The sequence below is a fragment of the Haladaptatus sp. SPP-AMP-3 genome (genome assembly GCF_049568665.1).
In the GTDB taxonomy this organism is placed as follows: domain Archaea; phylum Halobacteriota; class Halobacteria; order Halobacteriales; family Haladaptataceae; genus Haladaptatus; species Haladaptatus paucihalophilus.
Genome location: NZ_CP145897.1, coordinates 131,152 through 157,660, shown reverse-complemented (window position 1 = coordinate 157,660; position 26,509 = coordinate 131,152). Strand labels below are relative to the sequence as shown.

Sequence of the window (26,509 nt, the reverse complement as noted above, 5' to 3'; positions counted from 1 at the left end):
GTCGCTAGCATTCTCGCCGGAAAATCGGAGATTTTTCCGGGCCGACGACTGAATGGAGATGGCAGACGCGCGGCGCGTCTGCCATCGAAATGAAAGAGGAGGCTTTTGGTGCAGATTTTGCCAGAGAGAGCGGCTCTGCCGCGCTCTCGCGGCAAAAGGTGCTATAGGATGCGCTTCCCCAGCGCGCTCGCGGCGAGTTCGGTGGCGAGCGTGGCGGTCTCGTTGTGTTCGTCCAGAATCGGGTTCACTTCCACGAATTCGAGCGACCGGAGGATGCCGTCCGCCTCGTTTCGCGTCGCCACGGTCTCGAGGGCCGAGTGGGCTTCGCGGTAGCTGACGCCGCCGCGGACCGGCGTCCCGACGCCGGGCGCTTCCTTGGGGTCGAGCCAGTCCATGTCGAAGCTGACGTGGATGCCGTCCACGCCGTCAGTGGCGATGTCGAGGGCCTCCTCGACGATTTCGGTGATGCCGTGTTCGTCGACGTCGGACATGGTGTAGGTGGTGACGCCGCTCTCTCGGATGGCGTCGACTTCGGTGTCGTCCACGCTCCGGAGGCCGACGAGGACGACGTTCTCGGCGCGCAAGCCGGGGGCGTTCGCCCAGTCGGTATCCGCGAAGTCGTCGATGCCGAGCGCGCCCGCGAGCGGCATGCCGTGGACGTTCCCGCTCGGGGAGGTCTTCGGGGTGTTGAAGTCGCTGTGCGCGTCGAACCAGATGGCACCGATTTCGGCGTCGCGGGCCGCACCGCCGAGCGTTCCCATGGCGATGGAGTGGTCGCCGCCGAGGACGAGCGGGAAGGCGTCGTCGTCGATGGCGTCCGCCACCTCGTCGGCGAGGCGGGAACACACGTCCGCCGTCTCGCGGAGGAACTTGGCTTTGCCCTCCCTCGGCTCCTCGGTTTCCGGGTCGCGTTCTTCGGCTCGCGGCACGGTCAGGTCGCCGGAGTCGATGGCGGTCACACCGGCATTGGCAAGCTCTTCGGCCAGCCCCGCGTAGCGAATCGCGGATGGTCCCATGTCCACACCACGTCGGTTCGCGCCGTAGTCGACCGGTGCCCCGATTATCTGGACGGGTTTCGTCATGATCGAACGGACGGGTCGGGGGGGTTTCAAAAGCTCCCTTTCGACCGGATGGAACTCTATTTAAGGACGGAGTTCCGACGGGTAAGGTACCGCGATTCTCCCACCATATTCGGCGGATTTAAGGAAATCAATTACCAAGATTCGAGTAATGTCTAGTATTGAGTTGACGCCTAGTCAGGAGACGATACTGACGGCATTGGTAAACTTGCACCGCGAAACCGAGGATGCAGTCAAGGGCGAGGACATCGCCGAAGAGGTTGACCGCAACCCCGGTACGATTCGAAACCAGATGCAGAGCCTCAAAGCGCTCCAGCTCGTGGAGGGTGTCCCCGGTCCGAAGGGCGGGTACAAACCGACCGCGACGGCGTTCGAAGCGCTCGACATCCAGAATTTGGACACGGCCGCCGAGGTTCCCCTCGAACACGACGGCGAACCGGTCGAACAGAGCAACATCGAGGAGATAGACCTCACGAGCGTTCACCACCCCGAACTCTGCCGCGCCGAGATTCACCTCCGCGGCTCCGTCCGTGACTTCCACGAGGGCGACGAGGTGAAAGTCGGTCCGACGCCCCTCTCGAAACTCGTCGTGGAAGGGGCCGTCGACGGCAAGGACGACACTCGGAACATCCTCATCCTGAAGATAAACCGGATGGAAGCGCCGACCGAAGAGCCGAACCACTAGAGACGGGTCGGATTCGACGTTTCACTTTTTCGCTCTCTCCGCTCTGACGCCTGCCGTTCGCTTTCGGAAACTATTATCCGCGGACGCCCCTAGTGCCACCGATGCACCGCCGAACGACAATTCGGTATTCGACCCGTCTGGTCGCCGTGCTGTGGCTTCTGGTTTCCCTGTCCGGCCACGCACTGGCGCACGGTGCAAGTTTGCAGGGGTCCTCGAAATCCCTCTCGGTCCCGCTCTGGCTGTTCATTCTCACCGGCGGCGGCGTGGTGAGCGCGTCGTTCCTGCTCGCCAGTTTCGTCACCGACCGGTCGTTCATCCGAACGATACACCAGTGGCAGCGGTTCACGTCGCGGTCGGCCGACGAACTCCGCACCGTGACGAAGGTCGTCGGCATCGTCGCCCTCGTCGGCATCGTCGCCGCCGGATGGTTCGGTCCGAAAACCCCCCGAGAAAACCTCGCCATCCTCGCCGTCTGGGTCGGGTGGTGGGCGGCGTACACGATATCGGTGTACGTCGTCGGCAACACGTGGCCCGCGTTCAACCCGTGGCGAACGGTCGGGGAGTTCCTGCCGTCCCGCGACGCGAGGTATCCCGAGAAACTGGGCGCGTGGCCCAGCGTCGCCGGATTGCTCGCGCTCGTCTGGCTCGAAGTCATCAGCCCGCTCGCCGACAAACCCGACATGCTGGCGGACATCATCGTCCTCTACAGCGTCGTCACCATCGCGGGGACCCTGTGGTACGGCACCGACCGCTGGTTCGGGACGGTGGACCCCATCGCCCGCGTGTTTCGTTACTACGGCCGGGTCGCTCCGTTCCGGCGCACCGAAACCGGCTTCGAGTTCCAACTGCCGGGTGCGCGCCTGACCGAGACGAAACTCGTCACCGGGTTCGACGAAGTGGGGTTCGTCATCGCCATCCTCTGGGTGACGACCTACGACGGCTTCGTCTCGACCCCGCTCTGGTCGGACGTCGCGCGACCCGTTGCCGACGCCGGAATCCCGTTGACCGCCGCGTACCTCACGGCACTGCTCGGCGGATACGGCCTCTTCCTCGGCGCGTACCGACTCGCAACGCGACTTTCCCGCGGCACCGCGGACACCTATCTCACACCTGCCACCATCGCCCGTCGCTTCGCGCCCTCGTTGTTGCCCATCGCGATCGGCTACCACCTCGCCCACTACGTAAGCTACTTCCTCTCGCTGTCGCCGACCCTGCTGGGCGTGCTGTCGAGTCCGTTCGACCCGCCACAGGCCGTCTATATCGTTCTGCCTGCGTGGTTCGGAGCCGTCAACATGGCGTTCGTCTTGCTCGGTCACCTCCTCGCGGTATGGGTGGCTCACGCCACGGCGTACGACGTGTTTCCGAGCCGATTACAGGCGATACGGAGTCAGTATCCGCTCGTCGCCGTAATGATACTGTACACGATGACGAGCATGTGGATAGTCTCGCAACCGACGCTCACACCACCATGACCACGACGACAGACTACAGCGTTCCGTCCGGCGAATCGCCCCACGAGTGTGCCTACTGCGGCCACCCGTTTCGGAAAGAGGAGTACCTCGTCCTCCACCGCGGGTTAGAGCACGGGGACGAACTGCCCGAAGACGAGGTGGAAGCGTTTTACGACGCCTACGAAACCGAGACAGCGGAACTCAAACACTTCCGTCTCAAGGCGCTCGGCGTCCTCGTCCTGCTGTACTTCGGGTTCCTGTTCATCTACGCCATCATCGGCGTCTCCTAGTTCCGTCGGCCGCCGGTCGGGTGCCGATGAGCGACCACCGTTTTCGCCGATACCGTTAGGGTTCACTCCGTCGTCTCGCATTCCATGCCCTCGATTCGTCGCGCGACGGAAGCCGATGCCAAGCCGATTCTCGACCTTCGCTGTGCGTCGATCCGGGCGTTCGGTACGGAACGGTATCACGAGGAGCAGGTCGAACGCTGGGCGGAACACCCGTTCGGGAGCGCGCCGTATCTGGAGTCGATACGGAACGAATCGGAGTCGGTCGCCGTGGCCGAAGGAAACGGCGAACTCGCCGGATTCGGCCGCGTCGAACTGGATTCCGGCGTAGTTTCGGCGGTGTACGTCCACCCCGACTACGCGCGGAACGGGGTCGGTTCGGCGCTCCTTTCGCACCTCGAATCGGTGGCGCGTGACGCGGGGGTCGATTCGCTGAGCCTCCACGCCTCGTTGAACGCGGTTCCCTTCTACGAGGGACACGGCTACGAGCGGATTTCGACGGTGACGCACGAGGTGACCGGCGGCGTCGAACTCGCGTGCGTGGAGATGCGGCGGGACATATCGGTCGAATGAAAACACCGAACCGTCGGTTTTCGGCCCGCAAACCAAAAGACACGAAACCCTCCGGTGTCTGGTTCGAGTATGAGCAATTACCTCGTTGCGATGGAGGCGGCATGGTTGGTACGCGATGTCGGCGACATCGACGACGCGATTGGCGTTGCGGTCAGCGAAGCCGGGAAACGGCTGAACCAGAAGAACATGGACTACGTCGAAGTCGAAGTCGGCGCGACGGGGTGTCCGGCCTGCGGCGAACCGTTCGATTCGGCGTTCATCGCGGCCCACACCGCGCTCGTCGGCCTCGTCCTCGAAATGAAGGTGTTCAACGCCGAGGGAGAGGAACACGCCCAGCGTATCGCCAAGAGCGAAGTCGGCGGCGCGCTCCGCGACGTCCCGCTTTCCGTCGTCGAAACTATCGAATTCGACGAGGACGAGGAGATAGACTTCGGCGACGCCTGAACAGTCCGAACGATTTATACCATAACCATTGGTAATTTCTACGCATGGAACTCCCGACACCCCAAGACCTTCGGGAACACCGAACCGATTTGGGGCTCACACAGAGCGAACTCGCGGAGCGGGCGGGCGTCTCACAGCCCCTCATCGCGAGAATCGAGGGCGACGACGTGGACCCGCGGCTTTCGACGCTTCGGCGAATCGTGAACGCGCTGGAAGAATCGGAAGGCGACATCGTGCGGGCGCACGACCTCCTGCACAAGTCCGTCGTCAACGTCGCACCCACCGACACCGTGAGCGAAGCGGTCCAGAAGATGCAGGAAGCGGGTTACTCCCAACTCCCGGTCATCAAAGAGGGCGTCCCGGTCGGCTCGATAAGCGAGAGCGACCTCGTTCACGTCAGCGAAGACGCCCGCGACGAGGCGGTCCGCGAGTTCATGGACGAGAGCTTCCCGACCGTTTCGAAGTCGGCGACGCTCAACGAAATCAGCAACCTCTTGGACCACTACAAGGCCGTGATGGTGACGGAAGAGGGCGAAACCATCGGCATCGTCACCGAAGCCGACATCGCCGCACGGCTGTCCTAACGACGAAACGGGGTGTCGGGTCGGTCGCGGTCTTCCTTTTCCGTGTCGGACGATACCGTTTTTCACCACAGACATATTCCGAGCGACGTCGTAGAGCGACGCATGTGGCCGTGGGAATCCGCGATTTTCGCGTACCTCTGCTATTCGATATACGTTCACGTTCGTCATCACGAACCGCCGGGCGGGGCCGCCGTCGTCGTCGCCGCCGTCGCGTCGGTCGTTCCCGACCTCATCGACAAACCGTTGAGTTGGCAGTACGGCGTCTTCCGGAACGGCTACGCCCTCGGCCATTCGGTGTTCGTCAGTCTGCTCGTCGTCGCCGTCGCCCACGCCGTCGCGCGGCGTTCGTCGCGTCCGCGATTGGGTCTCGCGTTCGGCCTCGGCTTTCTCTCGCACAACGTCGGCGACGCGCTCGAACACATGAACGACGGAATCTGGTACGGCGTCGAACACGTTCTCTGGCCGGTGGTCGTGCTCCCGCCCGACGAGAGTCCGGGTTTCACCGGAACGGTACGGCAGTTCCTCGGCGAGTATCGGTCCCACCTCGTCCACCACGACTTCACGTCGTACTTCGCCCTCGTCGGCGTGATTTCGGCGTGTACGCTTCTGCTCTGGGCGTACGACGACTTTCCGGTCGCTCGCGAACTGCTGACGACGGTTCGGCGCGTCGTTCGATGAGCGTTCCGACGCCGCGTTCGCCGACGGGCGAACGCTGAAACACGCGAAATCGGACCGAACCGAGCGGCGGTGTTTCTCCTTCCGCGACAGTTTTTTCCGCGAAGTCGCCGATTTCCTGCCATGGGAATCGAGATTCGCTCGGCGGAATCGAGGGATACGGAGGAGATACGACACGTCGCGGAGCGGGCGTGGCACTCGGCTCACGCGCCCATCATCGGGACGGAGGCGACCGACGACTTCCTCGAACGCTACTACGATGCGGAGACGTTTCGCTCGCTCATCGAAACCGAGGCGTCCATCCTCGACGTCGCCGTGGACGGCGACGTCGGGGTCGTGGGTTTCGTCGGCGCGAATCCAGTCGAGGGGTCCGCCACGTTCGATTTAGGTCGCATCTACGTCCTCCCCGGTCGGTGGCGCGAGGGTATCGGCGGACGGCTACTCGCCCGCGTCGAACGAACCGTCGAACGGCGCGGCGGCGAGCGAATCCAACTCGGCGTCATGGCCGAAAACGAACGCGCCATCGCGTTCTACGAATCGGCGGGCTACCGGCGCGACGAGAAGTTCTACGACGAGCGGGTCGACACGGCGGGCTACATGTACGTAAAGGAGGTGTGATACGGGGAAATGGTGATGTGAGATGGTGGAATGGTGAACGACGGTGGGACACGAGTGGCGAAGTCAACAGGCGGAATCAACAGATGGCGTAGGTGATTCCGACCGACCCGTCCTTCTGTATCTGTATGTGGATATTTCCGTAACACTCGTTCGTTTCGACCGTCGTACACTGCTTGTACCCCGTGTCGCTCGAACTGGCGTCGAGGAGTTGGGCGCACACGCGGAACGTCTCCACGTCCGTCGGCCCGGCCCGTTCGAGGTTGTACAGCTCGGCGGTGTCGGCCGGTCCGACCTGACGGGTGACTTCGAAGACGGTTTCGTCACCCGCCTTCCGTACCACCCAGACGTGAGCCGTCTGCTTCTCGTCGAACCCGTTTTCGAGCCAGATGGTGTGGTCCGGGTCGAACGAACTCGTCTTGGACTCGAACACGCACCCCGCGGCGGCGAACATACCGGCGGAACCGAGCAGGGCGCGACGGGTCAGACCGGACATGGCGAGAACACCACTCTCTGTTTAAATAAGTATTCTGGAACGATGAGTGTGAGCTACCAATTTCGCGTCGGAAGCAAGGCGAGGGCACCGGCCTTCCGGAGTTCACCGTCGTATGGGACGATGATTTCCATGTCGGTGCCGTAGTCCGCAAGCAATTCCCGGCAAACGCCACAGGCCGGGACGACTTCGAAATTGCGGTCCTCGTCGGGAAGTGGATGACGAACAGCGACCGAGGTGGTAAACGCGGTTTCGCCGTCCGCGATGGCGCTCCCGAGTGCGACCGGTTCGGCACACATCGAGACGCGGCCGACGCTCGCGGGCATGCTAACTCCGGTGTACACTTCCCCGGACTCGGTTCGGAGTGCGGCACCGACGACGTGCGCACCGCCCCACTTTTCGGCGTCAAAGGCGGTTTCAGTCGCTTCTCTGGCGCGTTCGATGAGTCGCTCGTCGACGTCGGTCAACGGGTGAGTTTCGATAGAGATGTCGTCCATACCAAAATCACAGGGACATGTCAGATATGCGTTCGGGTAGAGATATCCCGAACGTTAGTCCAATCTCAACCCGCGAATCGCCACCGTTTCGCCCTCCGCGACGGTGCCGATAATCCGTCCGTCCGTCTCTTCGGCGAGCGATTCGGCGTCGTCCTCGGGGAGAGCGACGACGAATCCGGTGCCCATGTTGAACGTGCGGTGCATCTCCTCGTCGGAGACGTTGCCGCCGTCCTGCACGAAGTCGAAGACCGGCTGTGCGGGGAACGGGTCGTCGATTTCGTAGCGGTGCTCGCCCATGCGGAGCAGGTTCTTCCACCCGCCGCCCGTCACGTGCGCCGCGGCGTGCACGTCCCGCTCGCGGAGCGCGGGAAGCAGGTAGGTGTAGAGGCGCGTCGGTTCGAGCAGCGCCTCGCCGACGGTTCCCTCGCCGAGCGGGAACGCATCGCCGTAGTCGTGGTCCTTCGTCGCAGCCTTGCGGGCCAGCGTGAGGCCGTTCGAGTGAATCCCGCTGGATTCGAAGCCGACGAGAACGTCGCCCACCTCGGCCTCGCCGGGGAAGATGGCGTCTTTCGGCGCGAGTCCGGCGCACGCACCCGCGAGGTCCAGCCCCGAGATGACCTCCGGCATGACGGCCGTTTCGCCGCCGACGAGGGCGATGCCCGCTTCCTCCGCACCGGCTGCAAGTCCCTCGCCGACCTGCTCAGAGAACTCCTCGGTGGGTTCGTCCACGGCGAGGTAGTCCACGAAGGCGACGGGTTCGACGCCGCTCGCCACGAGGTCGTTCGCGTTCATGGCGATGCAGTCGATGCCCACCGTCGAGTAGTCGCCGAGCGCCTCCGCGACGAGCAGTTTCGTCCCCACCCCGTCCGTCGCCAGGGCGAGGTACTGGTCGCCGATGTCGAGCAGTCCCGCGTAGTCGGTCGTGTTGTCGATGTCCGAAACGGCACCGACGAGGGCCGCCGTCGCCGCTTCGCTCGCGTCGATGTCTACCCCCGCGTCGGAATACGTCAGTTCCTCTTCCTCGGTCATGGTGAAACGCGTGTTCCGGGTGAGTAAAGGTTTGCCGTTGTCCCGTTCGACGGTCGCGTTCTAGAGGAAACCGCTCGCTACGTCGTGTTGTGTTTGAACGAAATGAAGTCTCGGTGAAGCAGCCCTCGAAAGCCCCCGTCACGCTCGCGGTCGCCGGAAGACGTTCCTGCTCACTTCGTTCGCGGGCGTGCGACTTCCGTGGTCACACTCACGTCCGTTCATGTGACCGCTGTGCGGGATATCCGCGCTCTCCACACCGCCCGCGCGGATATGTCGGAACGGCGCGGCCAGCAGTCGGCCGCGCCGTTCTGCCAGCGCACGCCAGGGAACGACCGGGCTACACGATACGATTCGCTGCCGTGGTGCCCGAAGAAATACCTGCCGTGGAGTACGGTCTCATCAGCGCTTCTACCTGCAGACGCACGAGAACGGAAATCGTTCCGACGAACCGAACGCTCGTGAGTGTCCCGGACGACGTTCGAAAGCGGGATGCTACGTGTTCGCGCGGTTTTACAGCACCAACAGCGCGTACAGCGCGAGCAGTACGCACGGGACGACGGTGGCGAGGAACGCGGTCGTGCTCCACTGCTGGACTTTCTTGCCGTCCAGCGGTCCCCACGGGAGCATGTTGAACCCCGCGAGGAGGAAGTTAATCTGCGCGCCGCGGTAGCCGATTTCCGTGACGACGGACGGTCCGGCGAAGATGAGCGGGAAGAACAGAACGCCGAGGACGACGTTCGTCATGGGTCCGGCCAGCGCGATGAGGCCGTTTTCACGCTCTGTCACCATCCCCCGATGATACACCGCGCCGGGTGCCGCGAAGAGGAACCCGGCGAGTCCGCCGACGATGGCGAGCAACAACATACTGTAATCGGCGCGGAACTCGGCGAGTTGTCCGAACCGAATCGCCACCACCTTGTGTGCCAACTCGTGGAGGAGGAAGCCGATACCCGCCGTGAACAGCGAGACGACCAACGCTCCGACGAACGTCGCCGACGAGAATCCCATGCCGGGCTGGAGGAGCGACTGCCCGAATCCGGGCTGGAGAAAGAGGGTGAAGGCGAGGCCGAGCGCGCCCCACGCGACCAGCAGGTCGCGGAGTTCGCGCGCGCTGAAGCGGATGTTCACGTCAGCGCACCCCAGATGAGGTCGGCGCTGTTGTGGGCACCCTCGACCATCAGCCGCGTGATTTCATCGACGCCGCCGATTTGGGGACCGAGGAACGGCAGGACGACGAAGGGGAACAGGAACGTCGCTATCATGCTCCCGATGTTCGTCATGGCGACGACGGCGATGAGCCGAAAGAGGGGAACGTCGAGCATTCGGGCCATGATGTCGGCGAGGGGCAACTCCTCGTCGCTCATGATGTCGTTGAGCGTGGCGATGTCGGCGATGTTGACCTGCGTGTATTTCAGCTCCATGTAGCCCGCGAACCACCCGGGCGCGAGCAGCGGGTTGATGCTCGTCAGCCACGCGATTGCACCGCCGACGAGGGCGCTGCCCCAGTGTGCGCCCGCGAGTTTCGCCAGTCCGAACGCGAAGACGCCGTTGAACAGGAACCACGCCGCGAACACTTGAATGAGAAACGTATTTCGAACGCCCGCCATCGCCAGCAGGATGAAGAAGGCGAAGAAGGCGACCATGATGAAGTAGCCGAAGAATTTGAAAAGCGACAAGCGCTTTCCCTTCTCGGTGCCGACGAGCGACTCCATCGGCGGAAGGGTGCTCGGGTTGGCGAGGTAGCTCTCGATTCCGGCGCGGTGGCCCGCGCCGACCACGGCGATGACGTCGTGGCCCGCTTCGCGGAGCGCGACGAGTTTGTGCGCGATGAAGGCGTCGCGTTCGTCGATGAGCGCCTCCGCACCGCCGGGCGAGAATCGACGGAACTCCTCCATCATCGCCGTAACCACGTCGCCGTCGGTGAGGTCCTCGATGTCGAACTCCTCGTCCAACTCCTCTTCCTCGACCGTTCCGCTTCCGAGGAGAACCCCGCCGAGCACGCCGAGCACCATGCCGATGCCGACGCCGACGACGAGCGAAGTGAGGATTCGGAGCATGACCCCGCCGATTCCGACGAGCGTCCCGGCGCTGACGACGCCGAAGACACCGGTGCCGACCGCGAGGCCGCCGACGATTCCGAGAACCAGGCCGCCGCCGAGCGCTATGTCGATGCGCCTCGTCAGGCCGACGGAGAGGGCGAGGCTGCCGAGCACGAGTCCGGCGAAGGCACCGCCCGCGAAGCCGCCGACGAGTTGGAGCGCACCGCTTCCCGCCCCGAGGGTGAGCGTCGCGTTCAACCCGAGGAGCGGCGAGAGGAAGATGCCGAATATCATGGCGAAGAAGACGCCGAAGACGGCACCGCCGATGAGGCCGATGGTGAGCGGGTCGGTGACGCCGAGGGCGAGACTACCCACCATCCGTAACTTCTCGCGGACGCTCATCCGCGCCCAGAAGCGTTGAATCGTCATCTGAATGTCGCGGTCCACCAGCGCCACGCCGCTGCCGTGTCGTTCGGCGGCGTCGATGGCGGCCTTCATGTCCGCGCCGGGTTGGATGTCGAACTCCTCGCCCATGCGTGCTTGCACGTACGACAGCATCCAATACGCCAAGAACTGGAAGACGGTGTTTCCGTGAAGGAGGTCGGACGGGTCGAGGTCGTCAGCCACTTCCCCCTGCATCTGCCGGTATCGTCCCTCGTCGAGTTCGACGGCGACGATTTCCGGTTGATCCTCCTCGATGGCTTCTTCGACTCTCTCGACGCTCGTTTCCGAGACGTGGGCCGTTCCGACGACTCGTACGTTTCCCTCGCCGCCACCGGATGACGGCGGGTGCTGGTCGGTCATCAGTGACGATACTCTCCCTCCATTTTTACCAGTATCGATGACAAGGCAATTTTTCTACCCGTTCCGGTTGCGAATCGAATTAATCCGCCCGGCGAACGAGAACACGGCCGTGGCTCTTCACGACGACTTCGTGGTTCTCGACGACGAACGATATTTCGCCCGTGACGGGGCGGAGTTGACCGTCGCCGCGGGGACCGAAAATGGTTTCGAGGGCGTCCACGTCGACGACGTGATGGAGGGGTGGCAGTTCTTCGGGGGCACGACCGCTCGCCGACGAGAGCGTCTCGACGATGGTTTGGACGAGCGTCATTTCGCCGCCCCACGAGTACTGTGCCGACGCGACCGGTTCGGGCGTACCTGGTAACACGGGGTCGTTCATGAATCGATTCGACGATTCGAACGCACATGCTACTGTGCGTTTAATGATTGAGTTTTTATATGGGGTCAGAAATACGAGCAGGGTTTCATCGGACGGAGCTGTCGACGACCTCGAACAAATCCTCGTACGCGTCGGGGAAATCGCCGAATTCGACCGACTCGCGTTCGGTGTCCCACGCCACGAGTCCCGCCTCGTCGAGCATCGGGAGGTGAACGTGTACGAGCGCGATTCGCATCCGGTCCGTTTCTCCGTCGAGTCGGTCGGCGAGCTCCGATACCGGAATCGGCTCGTCTTCCGAGCGGATGACGACCAAGGCCTCCCGTCGAGTCGGCACCGAGAGCACCTTGAAGATGGCGTTCAGCGAGGGAGTCGTAGCGTCGTTCCATCGGATACCGTCCCTCGGAATTGTCTCGATTGTCATACCAGAACCCAGACACCGAGGAGCATTGAGTGGGAGGGCTAAACGATTAGTCTCGCTCCGGCTCGTCGAAGATGGTCGCGAGAACCTTTCGTTCCGCGATTCGGAGGTGCTTGTGCAGGGTCGGCGGCGCGATGTCCAGCGATTCGGCGAGTTCCTCGCCGGTACTTCCGCGCGGCCAGTCGTAGTATCCGGCCCGATAGGCGGTCGTAAGTACGGTTAGCTGGCGTTCGGTGAGACGGTCGTCGAGCGTATCGCGGAAGCGGGCGCGCGTTTCGGTCGGTTGTTCGACCGTCTGTCGGGAGACGAGTTCCGCGTCCTCGAACACGCCCGTCATGGCGCTGACCACCTCGCGCACGTCTCCCGTCTCCGGAATGTCGACGGTGACGTGCGCAACCCCCTCCTCCGCAACCGCCGAACGGATGATACCGCCGTGATTCGCGAGCGTGGAAAACGCCATCGGACCGGCGTAGCGGACCTCCAGTAGGCACTCGTCCTCTCGCTGGGTGATGGCTCGAAAGTGCGTGACGCCCTCGAACTCATCGAGGAATTCGAGCACTCGCTCGGGGTCGCTTCCCTCCGTCGAGACGTACAACAGGAGCGAGCCGTCCGGGTGCAGTACGGCGTCTTCGAACCGGGATTTCCCACCGACCTGTTTCGTGAGCGCGGTAAACGGATAGTCGTCCTCCGAGAACCGGAAGGTCAGTTCGATGGTCCGTTCCGAGACGAGCGCTTGTCGCGTTTTGACCGCGGAGAGGGCGTAACCGACCATCCGCCCGAGTTCCTCCAGAACCTCGCGTTCGGGTCCCTCGAACGCGAACGGACGGTCGGCGTAGACGCCGAGGACGCCGTGAATCGAATCGTCGTACCGGAACGGAACGAACGCCATCGACCAGCGACCGGCGTCGGAATCCGAAACGCCCCACTCGTCGCCGCGGTCGGCATCCTGTACCACCCACACCGACCGATTTCGAATCGCCTCGATGGCCGGTCCGTCAGACGCGTCGAAGTCCATCCGCCGGAGTCGATCTGCGTCCTCCTCGTCGATACCCGCCCGCGACACCACCGTCAACGTCTCCAACTCCCGGTCGAAGCGGGCCACGAGCGCGAATCGATAGGGGTCGGCGTCGGCGATGCGGTCACAGACCGTTCGCTCGATCTCGTCAGCGGTGTCCGCACGGACGACGGCGCGGTCGATGCTCCGAACGACGGCGTTGATGTGGCGGAGCTGTTCGAGTTCGTCTCGCTGTGCTCGCAGTGCCGCGTCCCGTCGCTTTTCCCACGAGATGTCGCGGACGACGCCGACGGTCCCCTCGAATTCGCCGTCGGAGAGCACCACGGAAAATCGGAGTTCACAGGGGACCCGCTCCCCGTCCGCGTTTCGGATCGGAGCCTCCATCGCCCGAACCCCGTCCGGATCGTTCGCCAGCAAGTCCGCGATTTCGTCTTCGACCCGCGCCACGTACGGTTCATCGACGAGAAGCGAGGCGTGTTCGCCGAGCAGGTCCGCGCGGTCGTAGCCGGTGGCCTCGACCGTGGCGTCGTTGACCGAAACGAAACGACCGGCCGGGTCGAGTTGGTAGATTCCGTCCCCGATGGCGGCGACGACCTTTTCGGTCGCCAATAGTCGGGTTTCATCCGCCCTTCGCCCCTCTTCCGCTTCCGCTCCTCCCTCTTCCGCTCCCACCCCACCCTTTTCCCCCTCCTTCCGCTCCTCGCTCATTGCGATACTAGCCGCTAGCGAGGTGGATAACTCTGGCGCGCCGGGAACCGCGGCCAACTAAATACGCCGCCCGAGAAAGCCCGGGTATGGCAGACACGGCAACCCTGATGGATTCGTACACAGAGATGACCGAACTGCTGTTGCCGAACGACACGAACAACCTCGGTCGGGCGCTCGGGGGAGTGGTGTTGCACTGGATGGACATCTGCGGGGCCATCGCGGCGATGCGATTCTGTGGGAATCAGTGCGTCACGGCGTCGATGGACCACGTGGACTTCATCTCGCCCATCGACCGCGGCGAGGTGGCCGTGGTGGAGGCGTTCGTCTTCGAAACCGGCCGGACCAGCATCGACGTGAAGGTAAACGTCCGGGCAGAGGACCCGCGGAAGGGCGAGGAACGCGAGACGACGACCTCGTTTTTCACGTTCGTCGCGCTGGACGAAGACGGCACCCCGACGCCAGTCCCGGATCTCGACTGCCCGGACGAAAATCAGCAGGCGCTCCGCGATTCGGCCCGCGAGGAGCGTCTCCAGCAGCTCCAGAACGTGGTTGACCGAATCGACTGACCGCGAAAAAACCGTCTCGAAAAATCGACCGTCGGTCTACGTGCTGGTCTCGTTCGCCGTCGTCGTCTCGTTCATCGCCGTCGTAGTCGTCATCTGTTCTCCAGTCGTCGTTTCGTTCATCGTCGTGGTCGTCTCGTTCATCGCCGTCGTTGTCGTCGTCATCTGTTCGGTGGTCGTCTCGTTCGTCGCCGTCGTCGTGGTCGTCATCTGTTCTCCGGTCGTCGTCTCGGCCATCGTCGTGCTGGTCTCGTTCGCCGTCGTCGTCGCGGGGGCGGCGGTCGTCGTCTCGTTCGCGGCCGCCGTGAAGTCGGTCACGAGGATGAGGTCGAGCGGCCTGTCGGGGCTTCCGGCCGGGACGCTGCTGTTGTTGGCGTAGCCCGCCGCGAACGCCGAGTAGACGGTGCGGTCGGAGAGCGACACGTTGAACGTCTTCAGCACCTCGCCGGAATCGTTCGCGGTCGCCGGGCGAACTTCGAGCGTGTAGTCGCCCGCCGGGACCTGCTTGTACGCGGTCGCGTTGCGGAACGAGACGTTATCGAACAGCGTGGTGTTGGTCTCCGCAACCGTCACGTCCACCGGCCCAGCGTCGGGCGAGACGTGAACGAGGCGCACCGAGGCGTTGCCCTGGTCGGGCGCGGTGAAGTTGTCCTCGTAGACGACCGGTTCGAAGGCGGTGTCACCGCTTCCGGAAATCAGGCCGGTCGCCGCGACGGTGTAGTTCGTGTCGGCGTCGAACGTCACGTTGTCCGAGAAGACGACCGTGCTCGGGTCGTCAGCGGCCGTAATCGTGACGTTGTGTTCCCCTGCCGACAGGCTGGTGTAGTCGGTGACGTTCCCGTAGGACAGGTTGGAGACCACTGTCTCGTTGTCCACGAGAACGTCGACCGGCGGCGCGTCGGGCGACATGTGCGCGATGCGGACCTGTGCGTCGCCGCTCTGGTTACCTTCGGCCATCGCTCCCATGCCAGCGAAGCCGACGCTGAGTGTGACCAGCAGTGCGACCAATCCGACTCCGAGTGTGCGTGTTGTTTCCCTCATTCCAGTGGCATCGTCGGCTACTACGAGGATAAAGCGCCCACACCGTCCATCCGCGTAATGGCTGTTTTCGAGGCCGGTAACTCCCGTTTCTGGCGAAATCGTCGCGTCGAAACCCTCGCCTAACGCGGCGGTGGCGTCCGCCCCTCGACGGTCGAAGGAACGCTTATCCGACATCCCGTTCTATCCGAGGCCATGGGACTCGACGTGCCGACCCCGGACCCGCCGACGCTTCGTCCGGAGGCGGATGTGCAGGAGTACGACGACGTGTCGGTTACGGCGGAGAACGACTACCACCGCGACGAACTGGAGGCGTTCCTCCACGAGGGCGCGTGGGAGGAGTCGTTCGACCGGTGGGCCGCGAACACCGAGTTGGACGAGCGAGAGTTCGAAACCGCGGTCGATCTGGACCTGTTCGCCGAGTTCGACTTCTTCTGGGACGACTTCGCGGACCGCGTGGGCTACCACGCGCCGGGCATCCCCGAGGACTGGAAGGTCAGGGATATCCATCCGGACATCGACTCGTGGAACGCCGTCTCGTCCATCAACGCCTCCCTAACCGAACTCGGACAGGTGGTCTGTGACGTACTCGAAGCGGACTACGTGGACTGGGAAGCGGAGTTCGACGCACCCGACGACCTGCCCGATTTCTAATCTTCGGCCGACTCCTGAAATATCACGCCATCGATATTTCCGGCGAGGACGACCGTATCCGACTCGTTCGTACAGGAAAACGAGACCACCATCTCGTGACGCTCGGGGCGCGTGGTGACGCTCTCGACCGTCGTTTCACACGTTATCTCCTCGCCGACGTACACCGGGCGGCGGAACTCGAAGCTCATCGTCCGGGCGACGAAATCCATGTCGCCGCCGATTTTCGTGGGGAGCGTCGCCGTCAACAGGCCGTGTACTATCGGTTCTTCCTCCTCGACGTGGTGGCTCCCGCGGTCGCCCGAGAGGTCGGCGAACGAAGCGACGTCCTCGGCCGTGAACGTCCGCGAGAAGGACCTCGTCTCGCCTTCCGTCGGCGTGGTTGTCATGCCTATCCGTTACCACGAACCCTCCTAACGTTTTCTCCGGGCGTTCGACGCGAGGGGCAAAAAATCGAGACGTGTTCGTTTTATGGTATCGGGGTCACACACTCCGGGTATGGTGTCGCCGCTCGACGGGTGGCCGATGCAACTCGGAATGTCGCTCGGCCTGTTGGTATCCGCGCTCATCGTCTGGGGATTGGACCGTCCGCGGGGACGGTGGGGAACGGTCGTCCGGAGGCGGTTGTTGTTCGGCGTCCCGTGGGGCACCCTCGTTTGCGTCACCGGCGTCGTCGGTATCTACCTGTTCGTACAGGACGGCTGGAACCACTGGTACAACCCCGTCACGGTGGCGTTCGCGTCGTGGTCGTACCTCTACCCGCTCGGTATGCTCGCCGGACCGTTTTCGCACGTCGGCCCCAGCCACCTCCTCGGCAACATGACCAGCACGCTCGCCGTCGCGCCGTTGGCGGAGTACTACTTCGGGCACTTCCCTCCGGAGCGGGGCGAAACCTCGTTTTCCTCGTGGCGAACGAACCCGTGGGTGAGGGCGTTCGTGTTGTTCCCGCTCGGCGTCGTCGTCATCGCGCTCTGTACGGGCCTGTTTTCGTGGGGACCGGTCATCGGGTTTTCCGGCGTCTTCTTCGCCTTCGCCGGGTTCGCCCTCGTTCGCTATCCGCTCGGGACGGTCGTCGCCCTCTCCGCCCAAGACGTGATTCAGACGCTGTACGTGGCGTTTCGGAGTCCTCAAACCATCGGCGAAGCGACGACGCACTTCTCGCGCCCGTGGTGGTTCGGCATCGCCGTGCAGGGCCACACGTTGGGCTTTTTCCTCGGCGCGGTCGCGGGCGTCTACCTCCTCCGGACGCGTGACGTCCAACCGAGCGCGTTCAGGACGTGGGCGGGCGGCGTCATCGTCCTCGTCTCGTCGTCGCTGTGGGCGTTGTGGTGGTACCGCGGGATGGAGACGTTCGTCCTCTTTCGCGGCCTCGGCGTCATCTTCGTGCTCGCGCTGGCGACGCTGGTCGCGCTCGCCGTCCGCACGACCGACCGAAACGCGTTCTCCCCGAGGGCTCGACAGGTGGGGTCGGTCCTCCTGTTGATTCCGCTCATCGCCATGGCGGGCGTCGCCGTGCCCATCAACCTCACGTCGGTTCAACACGGCGGTCAGAACGCGCTCTCCGGCGTGTCGGTGCGGGGATACACGGTGACGTACGCGGAGGACGTGCCGAACCGCAAGGTGTCCGTCGTGGACGTGTCGGTCGGCGGCGAGACGACGCAGGTGAACACGAGCGGCGTCATCGTCGTCAACCCGGACCGGGAGATATGGTCGCGGGAGGTGTCGAAGGGACAACTCGCGTACTCCGGCGGAGCGACGGTTAGAGTCGGCGGCGTCGGCTGGTCGAAGGCGGTGGGGATAAAGCGCACCGGCTGGAGCGCCACCGGCGGCGGGACGGCGTATCAGGTGTGGCTTCGCCCGGCGGACGGCCAGTGGAAACGCGCCTTCTCGTCGGGACCGGCGACCGCGAGTCCCGTCCTCGCCGGGAACAACGTCTCCATCGTCGCGCAAAAGGGACGGTTCGCGCTTCGACTCTCGCGGAACAACACCACCGTCGGTACCGCGCCGATGCCGACGCGGAACGCGACGGTCACGGTGGACGGCATCCGGTTCACCCGCGAGAAACGCCGCATCATGGCGTCCATCAACGACACGCGGGTCCAAGTCGCTGCGAAGGAACAGTACCGCCACTAGCGCCACCGATACGGAAACTAGCGCCACTCGATTCTGAAGACCTCGGCGTCGAGCACCGTCCGCTCGTTTCGTTGAAACTCGAACTGCCGCGAGAGCGGTAGCTCGGCGCGGAAGGCGTGCGTCACCGCGGCGTCCGCGTCGGCAGCGAACGACTCGACGAACGCCATGCTCCCCTCGTTGTGAATCGAGTAGGACACGTCGGCGACGGCGGCGGTCGTTTCGAGGAATTCCCTGTCCGCGTGTTCGTTGCCCCGTTGTGCCCCGAACGGCGGGTTCATCAGGACGGTCACGGGGTCGTCGGGACACAGCGGTGCCTCAGTCGCGTCGCCGAGCATCCAGTCGACGGAACGCGCCGGTTCCACCCGGCGTTCGTTCTCCGTCGCTTGGCGCAACGCCGCCGGGTCGCGGTCGAGTCCGACGACCCGGACGGGCGAGCGCGTCGCTGCGCCGATGGCGAGCATGCCGGTGCCCGTTCCGAGGTCGACGACGGTTTCGCCCGCGACGTCGCCGTGCACGTCGGCGAGGTGGACGAGGTGGGCCGCGAGGTCCGCCGGTGTCGGGTACTGTTCCAGTTCGACCCGCGGGTCCTCGAACTCGGCGACGGCGGAGAGGCGTCGTTCCAGCGCGCGTTTCCCCATGGTCGGGCGAACGTGACGGGGCGACGTAAGAAGCAGGATTCGGAATTCGAGGGCCGAGTTACAGCGCCAGCGGGCCGTCCAGTTCGAGCGTGACGCCCTCGCGGCGGGCGCGCTCCTTCAGCGCGGCGAGGGACGGACGGACTTTCGATTCGTCTGCCACGGTGTCGAACTCGACGGTGACGGTTCCCGCGCCGAGGAACGAAGCGGTTCGGATGTACTCGCGGATGCGGTCCGCTTCGTCCTGCGTGGCGAACGAACAGTCGGCGTCGAAGCAGGCGTCGACCGTCACACCGGCGGGAACGTACTCCTTCGCGGCGAGTTCGACTTGGAGGTCGCGCAGGTCGTCGCGGCCGGACGGAAGCACGGCCGCATCGAGCGTTACGGGGGTCTTGTCCGCAGGTCGGCAGCGTTCGATGGCGGTTTCGATGGTCGAGGGACGAGTGGCGCTCATGGCTACCACACAATACCTACTGGGAATACAAAAAGGTTTGTGTATGTTTGGCAGTAATTGGAATGGGTCAAACGACCGTTTCAGTCACCTGAAAGTACTTACTGAGCGAGGGGAGATGTGATATCATGAACCGACGACGTGCTCTCGCGTGCGTCGGGTCCGCCCTCCTCGCCGGATGTCTCTCCGAATCGACACCCGGCGGGTCGGACCCCGCCGCGTCGAACGCGACGAACGGAACGACAACGACGACCGAGCATCCGAACACCCTCACCGGAACGCCCGCCTCGCCGACCCTCGAAATCCCTGACGAGAACCACTGCCCGTCGTTCGGCGATTCGCGGGTCGTCTGCTCCGTGGACGCCGCCGACGGGACGACGTTGCAGATGGTCCCGTCGAAAACGCGGGTCGACCTTCCGAAAGCGACGGTTTCGTTCACCCTCCGAAACGAGACGGGTGCGACGTTCACGACGAACTACTACGGGTGGTCCGTGTGGAAGCACGTGGACGGCGAGTGGTTCCACATCGCGCCCCAAATCGTCCCCGAACCCGCGATGATGCTCGAATCAGGGGATTCGCACGCGTGGAATCTCACCGTCGATAACTCCGACCTCGATGCCGCGAGCGCCCGTTCGCAGGGAACCGACGACATCGCGCTCGTGGGACTCGGCGGCGGCACCTACGCCTTCGGTATCGACGGGTGGTTCCAAAAGGGAGGCTACGAGAACGCAATCGACGTCACCGCCCGGTTCGAACTGAACGGCGACGACCTCGAACTCGCGCCGACCGCCGACCTCGAAGTAGTGAGTCGAGATGGAGACGAGAAGCACGTTCGAGTCGGTGACAAGAAACGGAGAACCATGGTCGCTACCCGGGTCGAAACCCCGACGACGGACGCGAAGCGACTGCTCCCTGAACAGGTCGTCCGGTCCGCGCTTCGAAACCTGCTGGCGTCGTTCGAACCCGGCGTCCGCCGCGTCACCCTCGACGTAAATCGGACGGCGATTTACGCATCGGAACCGCAGGTTATCGAATACGAGGGGCAGACGTACCGAATCGAGCGCTCGGGCTGAGGGACGAATTCGGCGACTCACCGATTCGGGAAATAATAACTATTTTTCCGACAGAATTAAATTCTCCCATTCGGTATGTGTATTCATGCCACACGACACCGACAAGAAAAACGAACGGGCCGGAATGAACCGTCGAACGATGCTGAAAGGAACCGCCACCGCGGCGGTCGGAGTGGCCGGGTTCACCGGAAGCGTCGCCGGGTTCGAGGGCGACGACGGGGACATCACCGGTCCGGCGAACTTCCCTCGTGCGACCACGCGCGGTCACTTCGACATCAACTGGCTGTACGAGGAGGAGTTAACGGACGGACACACGAAGTGGGATTACGACACCGTGGGAAACATCCCGGGTTACGGAAGCGCGAATCCCGACGAGGTGGTCGTCTCGGTCCACGGATGGTTGGTCGCATCGGACGAGGCACCGGACCACTTCGAGACGGTCAAGACCTCGCTCCGGAACAACGGCTACACCCACCCCATTATCGGGTTCAGCTACGACTCGGACACCCGCCTCGACCAGTGGTGGCCCGCGACGGACATCGCGGAGCGAAACGGCGCGAAACTGGCCAACTTCATCACCGACTATCGCACCCGGACCGGTGCCGACGTGCGTCTCATCGGCCACTCGCTCGGCGGGCGGGTCGTCCCGGCGACCATCAAAGCGCTGGACTCGCTCGGCTACCGCGATTACGTCGCGTCGGCCACCCTGCTCGGCGGTGCCGCCGACAATGATGCCGTGGCGGTCGATGGCGAATACGGTCCCGCAATCGCCAACGTCGTCACCCAGTTCGACAACTTCTGGAAATCGGACGACAACGTGCTCAACTGGGCGTACTCGACCGGCGAATTCGACGCCGCCGTCGGCGAGGAGGGCTGTGAGGGGACGCCGCCCGCGAACTACGAGGACCACAACGTCGATTACGTCCCCGACCACTTCTCGTACCACGAACCCGGGGATGGGTGTATGGCGGAGGTTGTTGGGGAGTTCTGACGAGCGACGCGAGTCAGAGCACGGAAGACGCAAAGCGTCTTCCGGAGTTTTCGTGAGTGACGGAGGAACGAACGAGAGCCAGCGGGAGCAAAGCTCCCGCGCAGTTCCAGTGAGTGAAACGAACTGGAACAGGTCGGAACGAGTTCCAACGCAGTTCCAGTGAGCGACGACAGTCCCTCGCGGTTCTCCTGAACGGAGCGAAAAAGCGAACGAAAGTCAGAGAGAAAAATCGCGGAAAACGACCGAAAGAGTCACCACGTACCGTGGAAGGTGTCGAATTCGAGGGAGTCGAGCGGTTCGTTGCCGACGGCGATTTCGTACTCGCCGGGCGTGAGCATGGGTTTGTGGAACCGCGGGCCGTCGTCGGTCGTGATGCGCGGGCACCCGGTGTTGACGAAGGCGTCCATGTCGAAGTTGCGCAGTCGGTCGGGCGTCACCTCGTCCATCGTGATGAGGTAGGCGTTATCGTTGCCGTCGAGGATGTCCTGTGCGACGTCCCAGCGGCCCTGTCCGATTTTGGTGCAGAAGATGACGCCCCACTTCTCGGCGTCCATCGCGCGGTGGACCGCGCCGTAGCGCTGTTTGAGGAACTTTTCGGTGTCCGCCACGGTGACGACGTTGTTCACGGGGTCGGCGATGACGACGGTCTTGTCGGGGTGTTCCATCGCCAGTCCGAGCGGGTGGAACTTCCCGCCGCCGACGTAGAGCACTTGGTCGGCGTCGATGTCGGCGGAAGCGTAGTTACATCCCAAGACCTGCCCCTCGTGGGTCAGTCGGTCGTCGCCCCGTCGGGTGTGGACGTCGAAACCGCGCTCTTCCAACCACTCGCGCATCTTCTCGAAGTGGTTCATGTGCTGGGCGGTCGTCACGAGGCCGACGTCGCCGACTTCGAGTTCCTCCAGCGATTCTTCCATGATGGGGAACACATCGACGTTGGAGAACAGGGGGACGTAGATGACTTTGTCCGTGTTCTTCATCGGCGAGTGTCCGAAGTGGACGAACACGTCGGTTCGCTTCATCAGGTAGGTGTCCAAGTCACAGGCTCCGTAGCAGGGTTGGCCGGAGAGGAGAATCGTCACGTCATCGGGGAGCAGTTCGCGCAGGTCGTCGGCCACCTGCGGGCCGCGGCGTTTGAGTCCCTCGGGGAACTGCAACCCCACCTTCTCGGCGTCGCGCTCCTCGACCGCTTCGATGATGCGGTCGAGTTCGTAGTCCCACTCCCGGTCGTGCTTGAGGGACATCCCCGTGTTCCTGAGGTCCCCCTCGCTGTACTCGCTTTCGTTGCTCATTACCCCCTCATTGCGGGCGAGAACTTTTAACCCCGACGTTCTCGGCTTTCCCGACCCGCTCGATTTCGGGATTCGGCAGGCCTAAAGTCCTTCAGCCCGAATCCCGTTACATGAGCGTCGACACGACGACGGAGACCGCGGAGCAGTCCGACATCGAACGACTGGCGACGGAACTCGGCGAGGCAATCGTGGAAACCCCCGTCTACCAGCGATTCGAGGAGACGAAGGCGGCAGTCGAGGCCGACGAGGAAGCGCAGGAGCAGATCAAGGAGTTCGAACAGCTCCGACAGGAGTTCATGCTCGCGCGGCAGACGGGCGAAGCGACCCAAGACGACGTGGCGAAAGTTCAGAAGGCCCAGCAGGAACTCCACTCCCTACCGGTCATGTCGGAGTATCTCGACGCACAGGACGAACTCACGGCGCGACTGGAGGACCTGAACCGCGCCGTTTCCGAGCCGCTCGCCGTCGATTTCGGCCAGCAGGCTGGCGGTTGCTGTCAGGACGAGTAGTCGGACACCCGTATCCCCGTTTTCTGCTCCTGCGACGCACTCACGGCGAGTGACCACACTCAGTTCAGCCGCCAGAGTTCGTAGTTCAACAGGGTGGCGAAGCCGACCCAGCAGAGGTACGGCACGAGCAGGAGGGTCGCCCGTCGGTCGATTCGGGCGAAGGCGACCATCGTTGCGACGATGGCGGCGAGGAGGGCGAGGATGACCGCGAGTCCGCCAGCGGGCCAGCGCATGCCGAAGAAGACGAGCGTCCACCCGGCGTTCAGGACGAGTTGCACCGCGAAGACGGCGAGCGCGAACCGATTGTCCCCCTGCCGCCAGACCAGATAGAGCGCGACACCCATCAACAGATAGAGCGTCGTCCAGACCGGGCCGAACACCCAACTCGGCGGCGTGAAGGCGGGCTTTTGCAGGGTCGTGTACCACGTCGCCACGTCGTTCGCTGTCAGAAACGACGGGATAATTCCCGCTAGTTCACAGACGACGATACAGACGAGCAGGGCGGGCACGTCGCGGAGCGAGAACGACGAACGCTGTGCTATCTCCATGGGGTCGCTACGACACGAAAAAGGGTGTTCCTTTCGCCGAACTACGTGGGTTCGGCTAGTCGAGGTCGTCCAACTGGACCGTCTCGTCGAGGATGAGCGTCGGTCCCTGTTCCGTGTCGATGAACTCGGCGGCGTCGGCCATGACCTCCTTTCCCGTCTCTGAGTCGAAGGCGGCCTTCATGTCGGCGGTCGAGTCGAAGTAGAGTTCGAGCACGCCGTCGTAGCCCGCCTTCTCGGGGTCCTTCGAGACGGAGGTGACGTACTTCCTCAGGCCGGGCAGTTCCTTGGCGAGTTCGGAGTGCTCTTCGAGCCAGTACTCCTCGAACTCCTCGTGGGTCATGCCGTCCTTGCGCACCAGCAGATCGACCATCTTCATCATGGTACTCGAAGTCGGTTCCCCGACGACTTCGTTGTATCGACTGCTCCGCGGAAATTCCGCCGTCACTCCCGAAACGGAGTCGGGTAGGTGAGCGTTCCGCCGACGCCCGCAAGTGCGTTCTCCGAAAGGGTGGACACCTGAAACGCCTCGTCGGGCAAGTCGAACGGATTCTCGAATCCTGCATCGACGGTCGTCCGTTAGCTTCGCCCGAACGCCGCCGTGAACCGCGACCGGCCGAGTCGATTCCCGTCCATCGCGCTGAACAGCGCGTCCCGTTCCGCCCCCGCGTCGAGCCGTAGCTCGCGTTCGAGAAGGTACAGCGTGAACCGGTAGGTGTGCGGTCCGTCGCCCGTCGGCGGGCAGGGGCCGCGGTAGCCGATTTCGCCGAATCCGTTGGTTCCCTGCCGCGCGCCGTCGAGCGACCCGACCGTCCGCCGTTGTGGCACGTTTTTCGGTACCGTCGTCGTCCCCGGTGGGAGGTTCCACAGCAACCAGTGGGTGAACGTCCCGCTCGGCGCGTCCGGGTCGTCAACGACGACGGCGAGCGAGTTCGCGTCATCCGGCATCGACCCGATTTCGAGCGGCGGCGAGACGTCCCTGCCGCTGCAGGTGAACTCGGTCGGAACCCTGGCACCGTCCTCGAACGCGGGTGTCGTGAATTCGGCCATGGTGTCGCTCCGTTCTGTCGTTTGCGTCGATTCCGTTTCCGTCGGGCGGTCGCTTCGTCCGTCGCCGTCGCGCCGAACGCCCGCACACCCCGCCAGAGCGACGCCTCCCCCACCCAATCCTGCGAGGAAGGTTCGTCGTCGGAGCATTACGTGGCGTTTCGCGGCGCGGGGTAAAATGCCCTGTTGCCGTCGGTTTAAGTACGTGGGCGTCCTTCCCTCGGTTCGATGGCGGAACTCAACCGACCCGAACGACGGCAGTGCGTCGAGTGCGGACGCGAGGATTCGTGGGACGATTCGACGCACAACTGGCGAATCGCTGGCGAGGAAGGCAGACCCTTCTGCATCCACGAGTGGGACATCAACGGCTCGCACAACCCGATTCGAAATTGAATCAGGGTCGAAGAAAAGCGGGGGAAGAGAGGGAGTAGGATGGGATTCGACCGCGAGCGGGCGGGGGCTTTCAGGGACTTTCTCGTCGCGAGTACAATCACTACAAAACCAGTCTCACGTCGTAGCGGGCGGAGGCGTTCGAGAACTTCGGTACGTCCGTCTCGACCGAACTACCACGGGGAGAACCGATATCGACCTGTCCATCTTCCTCGCGTTCGTCGGTCAGAGGTCGATGAGTTCGACGTTTTCGGCGGCCGCTTTGGCCAGTTCGAACAGGCCGTCGGGTTCGGCGTTCTGGGCGATTTCGTGGGTGGCGTTGGTCTCGGGGTAGTCGGGCGCGAGGCGGTTACAGCCAGCGGGAATCGTTGAGTCGGTGTAGGTGTCGATGCGGCGGGCGCGGGCCACGATGTCGCTTTTGTCCATCGTGAGGAGGGGTCGGTGGATGGGCATGGTCGTGGCCGTGCCGACCACGCCGAGATTCCGGGCGGTCTGGCTGGACTTCTGCCCGATGGCTTCGCCGGTGACGATGCCGTGGGCGGACTCCTCGCGGGCGATGTGCTCGGCGACGCGGTACATGAACCGGCGGAAGACGAGCATTCGAGCGGGACCGACCTCCTCGGCGAGGAGGGCCATCGCCTCGCCCGTCGGGACCTTTCGAACGCGCATGTCCTGTTCAGGGGCGTATTTGGCGAGCTTTCGAACCGTTTCGACGGCGCGGGCGCGGTGGTCGATGCCGCCGTAATCACCCAGATCGAGGTAGACGGGAACCACGGGACTGCCGCGCTTCATGACCTCCCACGTGGCGACGGGAGAGTCGATGCCGCCGCTGACGAGCGAGACGAGTTTCGTCTGGGTTCCGAGCGGGAGTCCGCCCGGCCCGTCGCGCTTTTCGAGGAAGACGAAGGCCTCGTCGTCGCGCACCTCGACGGAGAAGGTGATGTCGGGGTCGTCCAGGTCGACCTCGGGGTTCTCGACGGCGTTCCAGACGGCGGTGCCGCCCTCGCGTTCCAACTCCGCGCTGGTGAACGGGTGGTCCTTCGAGGAGCGACGGGCGCGGACGGCGAAGGTCCCCTCGTGGTAGTGCCCGCGGGCGGCATCGGCCAACGTCTCTTCGATGACCGCCTGTTCCGGCGAGACGACGGCGGCGGCGCTCGCGGATTGGACGCCGAAGGTGTCGGCCGCCGCGGTCGTCGCTTCCTCGACGGTCTCCTCGGTCGCGTGGACGAGGAGGCGCGACCAGCGTCGTTCGACCTCGGCGTCGATACCGCGGTCCGCGAGTATCGCGGCGATGTTGTCGCGGAGCCGTCGCTCCATCTCGGTCTGCACTTTCCCGCTTTTCACGCCCACGTCGCCGTGCCGGACGAGGACGGTATCGGCTCCCGACGGATGCATAGCCGGGCATAACAAGCGGCGAGA

33 protein-coding genes are annotated in these 26,509 nt (G+C 63.9%); 15 read left to right on the top strand and 18 right to left on the bottom strand.

Features of this window, described 5'->3' with window-relative positions; translation table 11 throughout:
* Positions 1 to 161 precede the first annotated feature (161 nt).
* Positions 162 to 1,082 (bottom strand): arginase, encoded by a 921-nt coding sequence (gene rocF, locus V5735_RS01135; protein WP_423744681.1) that lies wholly within the window; start codon positions 1,080 to 1,082, stop codon positions 162 to 164.
* 148 nt (positions 1,083 to 1,230) lie between these two features.
* On the opposite strand from rocF, the gene V5735_RS01130 reads away from it, so the two are divergent.
* The 8 genes from V5735_RS01130 (at position 1,231) to V5735_RS01095 (ending at position 6,396) form a co-directional block, all read left to right on the top strand.
* Positions 1,231 to 1,764, top strand: a complete 534-nt coding sequence (locus V5735_RS01130; protein WP_423744680.1) for an Rrf2 family transcriptional regulator — start codon at positions 1,231 to 1,233, stop codon at positions 1,762 to 1,764.
* Positions 1,765 to 1,865: 101 nt separating this feature from the next.
* On the top strand, positions 1,866 to 3,236 hold the full coding sequence (locus tag V5735_RS01125; RefSeq protein WP_423744679.1) for a hypothetical protein: 1,371 nt from the start codon (positions 1,866 to 1,868) through the stop codon (positions 3,234 to 3,236).
* The gene (locus V5735_RS01120) at positions 3,233 to 3,505 is read left to right on the top strand and encodes a C2H2-type zinc finger protein (protein WP_423744678.1); all 273 of its coding nucleotides are present in this window, start codon (positions 3,233 to 3,235) and stop codon (positions 3,503 to 3,505) included. The genes V5735_RS01125 and V5735_RS01120 overlap by 4 nt, the downstream gene beginning before the upstream one ends.
* A gap of 84 nt (positions 3,506 to 3,589) precedes the next feature.
* On the top strand, positions 3,590 to 4,075 hold the full coding sequence (locus V5735_RS01115; RefSeq protein ID WP_423744677.1) for a GNAT family N-acetyltransferase: 486 nt from the start codon (positions 3,590 to 3,592) through the stop codon (positions 4,073 to 4,075).
* A 69-nt stretch (positions 4,076 to 4,144) separates the two neighbouring features.
* On the top strand, positions 4,145 to 4,519 hold the full coding sequence (locus V5735_RS01110; protein ID WP_069450198.1) for a DUF555 domain-containing protein: 375 nt from the start codon (positions 4,145 to 4,147) through the stop codon (positions 4,517 to 4,519).
* A gap of 44 nt (positions 4,520 to 4,563) precedes the next feature.
* Positions 4,564 to 5,103, top strand: a complete 540-nt coding sequence (locus tag V5735_RS01105; RefSeq protein ID WP_423744676.1) for a CBS domain-containing protein — start codon at positions 4,564 to 4,566, stop codon at positions 5,101 to 5,103.
* Positions 5,104 to 5,205: 102 nt separating this feature from the next.
* Entirely contained in the window at positions 5,206 to 5,781 is a 576-nt protein-coding gene (locus V5735_RS01100; protein ID WP_423744675.1) for a metal-dependent hydrolase, read from the top strand.
* A gap of 120 nt (positions 5,782 to 5,901) precedes the next feature.
* Positions 5,902 to 6,396, top strand: coding sequence for a GNAT family N-acetyltransferase (locus V5735_RS01095; protein ID WP_423744674.1), 495 nt, complete (start codon positions 5,902 to 5,904; stop codon positions 6,394 to 6,396).
* A gap of 76 nt (positions 6,397 to 6,472) precedes the next feature.
* On the opposite strand, the gene V5735_RS01090 is transcribed toward V5735_RS01095, so the two are convergent.
* From V5735_RS01090 to V5735_RS01055, 8 genes are all read right to left on the bottom strand, one after another.
* Positions 6,473 to 6,889 (bottom strand): hypothetical protein, encoded by a 417-nt coding sequence (locus V5735_RS01090; RefSeq protein ID WP_423744673.1) that lies wholly within the window; start codon positions 6,887 to 6,889, stop codon positions 6,473 to 6,475.
* Positions 6,890 to 6,942: 53 nt separating this feature from the next.
* A complete protein-coding gene (locus tag V5735_RS01085) occupies positions 6,943 to 7,383 on the bottom strand; it encodes a cytidine deaminase (protein ID WP_423744672.1) in 441 nt (146 codons plus the stop codon).
* A 54-nt stretch (positions 7,384 to 7,437) separates the two neighbouring features.
* Positions 7,438 to 8,412, bottom strand: coding sequence for a phosphoribosylformylglycinamidine cyclo-ligase (gene purM / locus V5735_RS01080; protein ID WP_423744671.1), 975 nt, complete (start codon positions 8,410 to 8,412; stop codon positions 7,438 to 7,440).
* Between the two features lie 510 nt (positions 8,413 to 8,922).
* Positions 8,923 to 9,540 (bottom strand): metalloprotease, encoded by a 618-nt coding sequence (locus V5735_RS01075; RefSeq protein WP_423744670.1) that lies wholly within the window; start codon positions 9,538 to 9,540, stop codon positions 8,923 to 8,925.
* Positions 9,537 to 11,255 carry a TraB/GumN family protein gene (locus tag V5735_RS01070; protein WP_423744669.1) on the bottom strand — a complete coding sequence of 573 codons (1,719 nt, stop codon included), beginning with the start codon at positions 11,253 to 11,255 and terminating at the stop codon, positions 9,537 to 9,539. Before V5735_RS01070 ends, V5735_RS01075 begins: the two co-directional genes overlap by 4 nt.
* Positions 11,256 to 11,334: 79 nt before the next feature.
* A complete protein-coding gene (locus tag V5735_RS01065) occupies positions 11,335 to 11,634 on the bottom strand; it encodes a HalOD1 output domain-containing protein (RefSeq protein WP_423744668.1) in 300 nt (99 codons plus the stop codon).
* 85 nt (positions 11,635 to 11,719) lie between these two features.
* Positions 11,720 to 12,055, bottom strand: a complete 336-nt coding sequence (locus V5735_RS01060; protein WP_423744667.1) for an ArsR/SmtB family transcription factor — start codon at positions 12,053 to 12,055, stop codon at positions 11,720 to 11,722.
* A gap of 46 nt (positions 12,056 to 12,101) precedes the next feature.
* Positions 12,102 to 13,775 (bottom strand): bacterio-opsin activator domain-containing protein, encoded by a 1,674-nt coding sequence (locus V5735_RS01055; RefSeq protein WP_423744666.1) that lies wholly within the window; start codon positions 13,773 to 13,775, stop codon positions 12,102 to 12,104.
* An 86-nt stretch (positions 13,776 to 13,861) separates the two neighbouring features.
* Here V5735_RS01055 and V5735_RS01050 point away from each other — a divergent pair, with 86 nt between their 5' ends.
* Positions 13,862 to 14,341, top strand: coding sequence for an acyl-CoA thioesterase (locus V5735_RS01050; protein WP_423744665.1), 480 nt, complete (start codon positions 13,862 to 13,864; stop codon positions 14,339 to 14,341).
* A 36-nt stretch (positions 14,342 to 14,377) separates the two neighbouring features.
* Here the strand turns inward: V5735_RS01050 and V5735_RS01045 are convergent, their stop codons facing one another.
* Entirely contained in the window at positions 14,378 to 15,379 is a 1,002-nt protein-coding gene (locus tag V5735_RS01045; RefSeq protein ID WP_423744664.1) for a DUF4397 domain-containing protein, read from the bottom strand.
* Between the two features lie 192 nt (positions 15,380 to 15,571).
* Here V5735_RS01045 and V5735_RS01040 point away from each other — a divergent pair, with 192 nt between their 5' ends.
* Positions 15,572 to 16,030, top strand: coding sequence for a hypothetical protein (locus V5735_RS01040; protein WP_423744663.1), 459 nt, complete (start codon positions 15,572 to 15,574; stop codon positions 16,028 to 16,030).
* Here V5735_RS01040 and V5735_RS01035 read toward each other — a convergent pair.
* Positions 16,027 to 16,416: a MaoC/PaaZ C-terminal domain-containing protein gene (locus V5735_RS01035; protein ID WP_423744662.1), complete on the bottom strand. Its 390-nt coding sequence runs from the start codon at positions 16,414 to 16,416 to the stop codon at positions 16,027 to 16,029. The genes V5735_RS01040 and V5735_RS01035 overlap by 4 nt on opposite strands.
* Before the next feature lie 109 nt (positions 16,417 to 16,525).
* Here V5735_RS01035 and V5735_RS01030 point away from each other — a divergent pair, with 109 nt between their 5' ends.
* Entirely contained in the window at positions 16,526 to 18,160 is a 1,635-nt protein-coding gene (locus V5735_RS01030) for a rhomboid family intramembrane serine protease (RefSeq protein ID WP_423744661.1), read from the top strand.
* A gap of 17 nt (positions 18,161 to 18,177) precedes the next feature.
* Here V5735_RS01030 and V5735_RS01025 read toward each other — a convergent pair whose 3' ends face one another.
* Both V5735_RS01025 and V5735_RS01020 read right to left on the bottom strand, forming a co-directional pair.
* Positions 18,178 to 18,798: an METTL5 family protein gene (locus V5735_RS01025; RefSeq protein WP_423744660.1), complete on the bottom strand. Its 621-nt coding sequence runs from the start codon at positions 18,796 to 18,798 to the stop codon at positions 18,178 to 18,180.
* A 58-nt stretch (positions 18,799 to 18,856) separates the two neighbouring features.
* Complete coding sequence (locus V5735_RS01020; RefSeq protein WP_423744659.1) at positions 18,857 to 19,249, bottom strand: hypothetical protein; 393 nt, start codon at positions 19,247 to 19,249, stop codon at positions 18,857 to 18,859.
* A 125-nt stretch (positions 19,250 to 19,374) separates the two neighbouring features.
* Between V5735_RS01020 and V5735_RS01015 the strand changes: the two genes are divergently transcribed.
* Together V5735_RS01015 and V5735_RS01010 are read left to right on the top strand one after the other, a co-directional pair.
* Positions 19,375 to 20,319, top strand: a complete 945-nt coding sequence (locus V5735_RS01015) for a hypothetical protein (protein ID WP_423744658.1) — start codon at positions 19,375 to 19,377, stop codon at positions 20,317 to 20,319.
* Positions 20,320 to 20,404: 85 nt separating this feature from the next.
* Positions 20,405 to 21,310: an esterase/lipase family protein gene (locus V5735_RS01010; protein ID WP_423744657.1), complete on the top strand. Its 906-nt coding sequence runs from the start codon at positions 20,405 to 20,407 to the stop codon at positions 21,308 to 21,310.
* A gap of 251 nt (positions 21,311 to 21,561) precedes the next feature.
* Here V5735_RS01010 and dph2 read toward each other — a convergent pair whose 3' ends face one another.
* Entirely contained in the window at positions 21,562 to 22,599 is a 1,038-nt protein-coding gene (dph2, locus tag V5735_RS01005; protein ID WP_423744656.1) for a diphthamide biosynthesis enzyme Dph2, read from the bottom strand.
* A 110-nt stretch (positions 22,600 to 22,709) separates the two neighbouring features.
* On the opposite strand from dph2, the gene V5735_RS01000 reads away from it, so the two are divergent.
* On the top strand, positions 22,710 to 23,108 hold the full coding sequence (locus tag V5735_RS01000) for a YlbF family regulator (RefSeq protein WP_423744655.1): 399 nt from the start codon (positions 22,710 to 22,712) through the stop codon (positions 23,106 to 23,108).
* A 59-nt stretch (positions 23,109 to 23,167) separates the two neighbouring features.
* On the opposite strand, the gene V5735_RS00995 is transcribed toward V5735_RS01000, so the two are convergent.
* The 3 genes from V5735_RS00995 to V5735_RS00985 all read right to left on the bottom strand — a co-directional run bounded on the left by V5735_RS00995 (position 23,168) and on the right by V5735_RS00985 (position 24,850).
* The gene (locus tag V5735_RS00995) at positions 23,168 to 23,656 is read right to left on the bottom strand and encodes a TspO/MBR family protein (RefSeq protein ID WP_423744654.1); all 489 of its coding nucleotides are present in this window, start codon (positions 23,654 to 23,656) and stop codon (positions 23,168 to 23,170) included.
* 55 nt (positions 23,657 to 23,711) lie between these two features.
* Positions 23,712 to 24,035, bottom strand: coding sequence for an EthD family reductase (locus tag V5735_RS00990; protein WP_423744653.1), 324 nt, complete (start codon positions 24,033 to 24,035; stop codon positions 23,712 to 23,714).
* A 197-nt stretch (positions 24,036 to 24,232) separates the two neighbouring features.
* Positions 24,233 to 24,850: a YbhB/YbcL family Raf kinase inhibitor-like protein gene (locus V5735_RS00985; protein ID WP_423744652.1), complete on the bottom strand. Its 618-nt coding sequence runs from the start codon at positions 24,848 to 24,850 to the stop codon at positions 24,233 to 24,235.
* Positions 24,851 to 24,928: 78 nt separating this feature from the next.
* Between V5735_RS00985 and V5735_RS00980 the strand changes: the two genes are divergently transcribed.
* A complete protein-coding gene (locus V5735_RS00980; protein ID WP_007980440.1) occupies positions 24,929 to 25,093 on the top strand; it encodes an HEWD family protein in 165 nt (54 codons plus the stop codon).
* A gap of 222 nt (positions 25,094 to 25,315) precedes the next feature.
* Here the strand turns inward: V5735_RS00980 and thiI are convergent, their stop codons facing one another.
* Positions 25,316 to 26,485, bottom strand: coding sequence for a tRNA uracil 4-sulfurtransferase ThiI (thiI, locus tag V5735_RS00975; protein ID WP_423744651.1), 1,170 nt, complete (start codon positions 26,483 to 26,485; stop codon positions 25,316 to 25,318).
* Positions 26,486 to 26,509 lie beyond the last annotated feature (24 nt).